This is a genomic window from Pseudomonas sp. NPDC087614 (assembly GCF_044743485.1).
GTDB lineage: Bacteria > Pseudomonadota > Gammaproteobacteria > Pseudomonadales > Pseudomonadaceae > Aquipseudomonas > Aquipseudomonas baetica_A.
The window spans coordinates 1-7,049 of record NZ_JBIUWN010000073.1; the positions used below are offsets into that span (position 1 = coordinate 1).

At 58.6% G+C, this 7,049-nt stretch carries 6 protein-coding genes; 2 read left to right on the plus strand and 4 right to left on the minus strand.

Features of this window, described 5'->3' with window-relative positions; translation table 11 throughout:
• The first annotated feature begins 94 nt into the window (after positions 1–94).
• Positions 95–1,135, plus strand: coding sequence for an NADP(H)-dependent aldo-keto reductase (locus tag ACIOWA_RS22225; protein WP_339432163.1), 1,041 nt, complete (start codon positions 95–97; stop codon positions 1,133–1,135).
• Positions 1,136–1,233: 98 nt separating this feature from the next.
• On the opposite strand, the gene ACIOWA_RS22230 is transcribed toward ACIOWA_RS22225, so the two are convergent.
• Entirely contained in the window at positions 1,234–2,370 is a 1,137-nt protein-coding gene (locus ACIOWA_RS22230) for an acyl-CoA dehydrogenase family protein (RefSeq protein ID WP_339432164.1), read from the minus strand.
• 250 nt (positions 2,371–2,620) lie between these two features.
• Here ACIOWA_RS22230 and ACIOWA_RS22235 point away from each other — a divergent pair, with 250 nt between their 5' ends.
• Positions 2,621–3,517, plus strand: a complete 897-nt coding sequence (locus ACIOWA_RS22235; protein ID WP_221731600.1) for a GlxA family transcriptional regulator — start codon at positions 2,621–2,623, stop codon at positions 3,515–3,517.
• A gap of 198 nt (positions 3,518–3,715) precedes the next feature.
• Here the strand turns inward: ACIOWA_RS22235 and zapE are convergent, their stop codons facing one another.
• The 3 genes from zapE to ACIOWA_RS22250 form a co-directional block, all read right to left on the minus strand.
• A complete protein-coding gene (zapE, locus tag ACIOWA_RS22240; RefSeq protein WP_339432165.1) occupies positions 3,716–4,810 on the minus strand; it encodes a cell division protein ZapE in 1,095 nt (364 codons plus the stop codon).
• Positions 4,811–4,900: 90 nt separating this feature from the next.
• Entirely contained in the window at positions 4,901–6,256 is a 1,356-nt protein-coding gene (locus tag ACIOWA_RS22245; RefSeq protein WP_339465307.1) for a tryptophan--tRNA ligase, read from the minus strand.
• A gap of 24 nt (positions 6,257–6,280) precedes the next feature.
• Positions 6,281–6,910, minus strand: coding sequence for an alpha/beta fold hydrolase (locus tag ACIOWA_RS22250; protein ID WP_339495611.1), 630 nt, complete (start codon positions 6,908–6,910; stop codon positions 6,281–6,283).
• Between the last annotated feature and the right edge of the window lie 139 nt (positions 6,911–7,049).

Consider the following 7,049-nt stretch of genomic DNA (forward strand, 5'->3'; position numbering starts at 1 on the left):
AGGCAGTTTGCACTCACGTTGAGGTCGGCAATTATGCAGATTGCGAAAAATATTTCAACCTGCTTTTATGATTGTTTTGCCCAAGGAGCACCCGATGGACTATCGCCAGCTAGGCCGTACCGACCTGAACGTGAGTGCAATCTGCCTCGGCACTATGACCTGGGGCGAGCAAAACACCGAAGCTGAAGCCTTCGCCCAGATCGAACGGGCCAAGGAAGCCGGGATCAACTTCATCGACACCGCCGAGATGTATCCGGTGCCGCCGAAAGCCGACACCTACGCCACCACCGAGCGTTACATCGGCAATTACTTCAAAAGTCGCGGCGATCGTGCCGACTGGATCCTCGCCAGCAAAATCGCCGGCCCAGGCAACACCATCGACTACATCCGCGACAAAAACCTGCGCCACAACCGTCAGCACATCACCGCAGCGGTCGACGCCAGCCTCAAGCGCCTGCAGACCGATTACATCGATTTGTATCAACTGCACTGGCCAGAGCGCAGCACCAACTTTTTCGGACAACTGGGCTACAAACACAAGATCGAAGCCAACCTGACACCTCTGGAGGACACCCTCGAAGCACTCGACGAACAGGTAAAGGCTGGCAAAATCCGCCACATCGGCCTGTCCAACGAAACCCCTTGGGGCACGATGCGTTTTCTGGCGCTGGCCCAAGCCCGTGGCTGGCCGCGCGCGGTGTCGATCCAGAATCCGTACAACCTGCTCAACCGCAGCTTTGAAGTTGGCCTGGCGGAAATCGCCATCCGCGAACAGTGCGGCTTGCTCGCCTATTCGCCGCTGGCGTTCGGCTTTTTGTCGGGCAAGTACGAAGGTGGTGCACGTCCGCCAAAAGGCCGTCTGAGCCTTTACAGCCGCTTCAGCCGCTATTTCAACGCGCAATCGGAGGCCGCGTGCACCCGTTACGTGGCGCTGGCCCGCGAACACGGCCTGGACCCGGCGCAAATGGCTTTGGCGTTCGTGACCCAGCAGCCGTTCGTCACCAGCAACATCATTGGTGCGACGACACTTGAGCAACTGGACAGCAACATCGCCAGTTTTGATCTGAAGCTTTCAGATGAAGTGCTGGAGGGGATTGAGGCGATTCATAAGGATCACCCCAACCCTGCGCCGTGATCGCGAGATAAACCGTCTTAGCGAGCAACCCCGCCCCCACGATCACCGAACCTGTGGGAGCGGGCTTGCCGAAGACGCCAGTCAAGTCAACGCAAGACTCAAAGCGACCGCGCAATGATCTCTTTCATGATTTCGTTGGTGCCGGCATAAATCCGCTGCACCCGCGCATCCGCCCAGGCCCGGGCCACCGGGTATTCCCACATGAAGCCGTAGCCGCCATGCAGTTGCACGCACTCGTCGAGCACCTTGCATTGAAGGTCGGTGCCCCAGTATTTCGCCATCGCTGCCGTCGGCACGTCGAGTTTGCCTTGCAGATGCAGCTCCAGACACTTATCGACGAACACCCGTCCGATCTGAATCTGCGTGGCCATTTCCGCCAGTTTGAATCGAGTGTTCTGGAAGTCGGCAATCGCCTTGCCGAACGCCTTGCGATCACGGGTGTAATCGAGCGTCCATTGCAGCGCTGCTTCGGCCGAGGCCAAGCCACCGATGGCTACCGTCAGACGCTCCTGAGGCAACTCCTGCATCAGATAGGCAAATCCCGCCCCGGCCTGACCCAGCAGGTTTTCCCTGGGCACGCGTACGTCCTGGAAGAACAATTCCGACGTGTCCTGCGCCTTCATCCCGACTTTCTCCAGGCGCTTGCCTTTATCGAAACCTGGCGTGTTCGCCTCGACCAGAAACAGGCTGGTGCCTTTAGCGCCGGCTTTCGGATCGGTCTTGGCGACGACGATGACCAGATCGGCGAGAAAACCATTGGTGATGAAGGTCTTGGAGCCGTTGATCACATACTCGTCACCGTCGAGCACGGCCGTAGTCTTGACCCCTTGCAGGTCGGAACCGGCGCCAGGCTCGGTCATGGCGATAGCCGTAACCATCTCACCCGACACCAGTTTCGGCAGGTACTTGTGCTTCAGCGCTTCGCTGCCGTAATGCAGGATGTACGGCGCGACGATGTCCGAATGCAGCGAGAAACCGATCCCGGTCAGGCCCAGCCTACCGACCTCTTCGATCACCACGGTGCTGTAAAGAAAGTCCGCTCCCAGGCCGCCGTATTCTTCCGGCAGGTGCGAGCAGAGCATCCCCGCCTCCCCTGCCTTGTTCCATAGTTTGCGGTCGATATAGCCCTGTTTCTCCCACTGCGCATGAAACGGCACCGCCTCTTTTTCGAGGAATGTTCGTACGCTGTCGCGGAACAATTCGTGCTCGGAACTGAACAAGGTTCTGGGAATCATGCGGCACCTTTCTTTGTTATTGGAGGGATACACCCTTCAGAGACTAAGCCTCCCCTCCGACACAGGACACTGGACACATCCGACAAAAAATAAGACGATCCAGCCGTCTGGTGACCACTTTCCCTTATAAAAACAAAACAAAAGTTGAATTATGTCTAAGCAAGTCTCCACGCCCTTACGGCGCGTCAGCATCCTGGCGATCGACCAGGTTTTCGCCTTCACCCTCATGCAAGCCAAGGATTTTTTCCATGTGGCCAGCCTGCGCTACGGCAAACAATTGGGCCACGGCCTGACACCGGCGTTTGAAACACGCCTGGTCAGCCCTGATGGCCAACCGGTGAAAAGCTTTAGCAATGTAGTCATGCCGGTGGATGGCGGTCTCGAAAACACCGATATCATCATCCTCCCGGCGTTCTGGGACGATTTCGATACGCTGTGCAGCCGTTACCCGCAAATCCTGCCTTGGTTGCGCGAACAACACGCTCGCGGCGCCGTGCTATGCGCCGAGGCCACAGGCGTGTTCTGGCTGGCCGAGGCGGGGCTGCTCAATGGCAAGGAAGCAACCACTTACTGGCGCTTCTTCAACGCCTTCGCCGAGCGCTTCCCGCAGGTTCACCTCAATCAGGACAAGCACCTGACTGATGCCGACAATCTCTATTGCGCCGGCGGCACCACGTCGGCCTGCGATCTCTACATCTATCTGATCGAGCGCTTCTGCGGCGCCAACGTGGCGCAGGCTGTGGCCCGCGACATTCTTTACGAGGTGCAGCGTAACTATTCGCCAGGGCGCATCGGTTTCGGCGGGCAGAAGCTGCATCAGGACGTGATCATTCTGCAGATTCAGCACTGGCTCGAAGAACACTTCGCCGACAAATTCCGCTTCGAAGACGTGGCCCGCGAACACGGCATGAGCATCCGCAACTTCATGCGCCGCTTCCAGACCGCCACCGGTGACAAACCGCTGCATTACCTGCAACGGCTGCGCATCGAAACGGCCAAGGGGTTGCTGTCGGGCAGCCGCAAGAGCATCAAGACCATCAGTTATGAAGTCGGCTATGACGATGCGAGCTTCTTTGCGCGACTGTTCCGCCAGCACACCGAACTGTCGCCAAACCAGTATCGGCAGCAGTTTCAGCAGGCTGCCTAACCCCCGAAGCATACAGAGATCCCCTGTGGTAGCGGGCTTGCTCGCGAAGGCGGCGCATCTGCCGACATCGATGTTGAATGACACACCGCTTTCGCGAGCAAGCCCGCTCCCACAGGGGGATTGCGGTGAATCCGAGGAATTTTCAAGACATAAAAAAGGGCCTGCATTCGCAGGCTCTTTTTTATTTGCCGAATCGGTTCAAGGCTTGTGCGCCCGAGCCAGGAATTCGTGGGATTGCATCTCCAGCAAACGGCTCAGCGTGCGCTGGAACTCGAAGTTCAGACGTCCGCCGGTGTACAGATCTTTCAACTCGACTTCGGCAGAAATGATCAGCTTCACGTTGCGGTCGTAGAACTCGTCGACCATGTTGATGAAGCGTCGAGCGATGTCATCGGTGGTGACGCTCATCTGCTCGACACCGCTGAGCAGCACGGCATGGAAGATCTTGCCCAGTTCGATGTAATCGTTCTGGCTGCGCGGGCCGTCGCACAGTTCGCGGAAGTCGAACCAGGCCACGTCGTCACAGGTACGCAACGCGCGAATTTCACGATTTTCGATGATCAACACATCGTTCTCGACCGCAGCGGTGCATTCCGGCGTCAGTGCCTTGAAGCTTTTGCGCAGGCTTTCGTGAGCGGCTTCGTCGAGCGGATAGTGGAACAGCTCCGCTTGTTCGAGGTGACGCAGACGGTAGTCGACGCCGCTGTCGACGTTGACGATCTCGGTGTTCTGCTTGATCAGCGCGATGGCTGGCAAGAAGCGCGCACGTTGCAGACCGTCTTTATACAGACCGTCCGGGACGATGTTTGAAGTCGCGACCAGGGTCACACCATTCTTGAACAGCTCTTCCATCAGCGTGCCGAGGATCATGGCGTCAGTGATATCGGAGACAAAGAACTCATCGAAGCAGATGACCCGCGATTCAGTCGAAAAACGCTTGGCGATGAGGGTCAGCGGGTTTTTCTCACCGCCGAGGGTCTTCATCTCTTCATGCACACGCTTCATGAAACGGTGGAAGTGAGTGCGGGTCTTTTCCTTGAACGGCAGCGCTTCGAAGAAGGTGTCGACCAGGTAAGTCTTGCCGCGGCCCACGCCGCCCCAGAAGTACAGCCCCTTGACCGGCGCCTGATCCTTTTTGCCAAACAGTTTGCTCAGCAGCCCCGGTTTGTTCTGATCGGCGGCGATCAGGTCCTCGTACAGGCGTTGCAAATGACGCACAGCAGTTTCCTGCGCGGCGTCATGGAAGAAGTCCGGGCGTTTCAGATCAGCTTGGTATCGTTCTAGGGGCGTCATAATTCGTTAGCAAGGCAACAAAAACGGGCCGTCACTGTAGCGACGGCCCTTGAGAATGGCAATCAGCCCTTGGTCGGGCCGCGCCGCTGATTATTCCTGAACCGGTGTCAGAGCGATGCGCAGGGCCTCGATGGCCGCATCCCGCGCTGCACTGTCAGCGAATGCCGGACTGTCGCCAACGCACTCGCCTTCCAGCCACACGCTGAAGCTCTGGTCTTCGCTGCGCACGTCCAAAGGCTGGCCGGATTGCAGTTGCTTGGTCACCTGGCCTGCGGTTTTGCCGTCGGCGAAGTTGCGCGACAGCAGCAGTTGCTCACCATCGGCGGCCAGCAGACGGAAACGGAAGCTACCGTCGTCTTCACGGAAGCTGACGAATCGTGCGGCTTTCGCCACTTTCTTCTTGGTGGTCGCTGCGACTTGAACCTGATTGACGAAAGAACGCAGGCCGACGGCCTCACGCAGTTCGTTGAGGAACGGCGTGGCCACGGCACGGGCCTTTTTCGCGCCGATCTGCAGGATGTCTTCCAGATCTGCTGGACGCTCGATCAACTGGTGATACTTGTCGCGAGCCTCGCCCAGTTCGTTGTCGAGCAACTGGAACAGACGGTTCTTCGCCTCGCCCCAACCCAGGCCGCCCAACAGTTCGCTGCGGAATTCGTCGGATTGCGCCGGCGTGGCGAAGGCCTGGAACAGGGTGAACAGGTGCGAGTTGTCCGGATCTTTGGCTTCGCCCGGCGCGCGGGAGTCGGTGACGATCCGCGAGATCGCGTCCTTCATCTCTTTGGCGCTGGAGAACAACGGGATGGTGTTGTCGTAGCTCTTCGACATCTTGCGCCCGTCGAGGCCTGGCAACGTTGCCACGCTTTCCTCGATCAGCGCTTCGGGCATGGTGAAAAACTCTTTGCCCTGACCAAACAAATGGTTGAAGCGCTGGCCGATGTCGCGCGCCATTTCCACATGCTGGATCTGGTCGCGACCGACCGGCACCTTGTGCGCGTTGAACATCAGGATGTCCGCCGCCATCAGCACCGGATAGCTGTAGAGGCCCATGGTGATACCGGCATCCGGGTCTTCACCGGTTTCAACGTTCTTGTCCACCGACGCCTTGTAGGCATGGGCGCGGTTAAGCAGGCCCTTGGCGGCAACGCAGGTCAGCAGCCAGGTCAGCTCGGGGATTTCCGGGATGTCGGACTGGCGGTAGAAGGTCACGCGGTCGACATCGAGGCCACCGGCCAGCCAGGTCGCGGCGATTTCCAGACGCGAGCGCTGGATGCGCAGCGGGTCATCGCATTTGATCAGGGCGTGGTAGTCGGCCAGAAAGTAGAACGAATCGGCATTGCTGTCGCGACTGGCAAGGATCGCCGGGCGGATGGCGCCGGCGTAGTTGCCCAGGTGCGGCGTGCCGGTAGTGGTGATGCCGGTGAGGATACGGGTACGGTTCGTCATGGGTAATCGCTTGTCAGACTGCAATCAATTCGAGAGACGCGGCAGGATCAGATCCTTGAGATCGGTCAACTTGCCATGAAAAAAGTGTCCGCATTCTGCCACTTTCAGCAGCTCATGGGGGCGCTGGAGTTTGTCGGACCAGTCGTAGACCAGTTGCGGATCGATCACTTCGTCGGTTTCCGGCTGGATCACCGTCAGCTCGCCGTGCTGTGGCAGTTGATCCTGATCACCCAGACGCATCACCGCCGGCGCGACCATGAACAGGTGCTTGAGCGGCACGCCCTGCGCTTCAAGACGCCCGCCGAGACTTGCTGCAACAAATCCACCAAAGGAGAAACCGAACAGGGTCAACGGCAGATCCGGGTGTTTTTCCCTCAGCCATGCCGCCGCAGCCTGGGCATCATCGACTTCGCCAGTGCCCATGTCGTGCGCGCCTTCGCTGGCGCCGACGCCGCGATAGTTGAAACGCAAGGTGATCAGGCCCGCATCGCGCGCGGTGCGCTGCAGGGTCGAGACGACCTTGTTGAGCATGGTGCCGCCCTGCACCGGGTTAGGATGGCAGATCAGCGCGATACCGCGCGGCTGCTCGTTATCCAGATACAGAGACTCAAGTTGGCCGATTGGGCCATCAATCACTACGGGGGTTTCACGCATCAGCAAGGAAGGAACTCCGTGACCTCGAGTCGGGTCGACTCGTCTAGCAAATTGTCTGTGCCAATCTATTGCGAGTGAATCGCGGTATACAGCGCAGGTTCACTCGCAATAGATTGGCACAGACAATTTGCTAGACGAG

Coding starts and splice junctions, on each gene's coding strand:
- ACIOWA_RS22250 (WP_339495611.1), bottom strand. CDS start 6,910: ATGCGTGAAACCCCCGTAGTGATTGATGGCCCAATCGGCCAACTTGAG.
- ACIOWA_RS22230 (WP_339432164.1), bottom strand. CDS start 2,370: ATGATTCCCAGAACCTTGTTCAGTTCCGAGCACGAATTGTTCCGCGAC.
- ACIOWA_RS22245 (WP_339465307.1), bottom strand. CDS start 6,256: ATGACGAACCGTACCCGTATCCTCACCGGCATCACCACTACCGGCACG.
- ACIOWA_RS22225 (WP_339432163.1), top strand. CDS start 95: ATGGACTATCGCCAGCTAGGCCGTACCGACCTGAACGTGAGTGCAATC.
- zapE (WP_339432165.1), bottom strand. CDS start 4,810: ATGACGCCCCTAGAACGATACCAAGCTGATCTGAAACGCCCGGACTTC.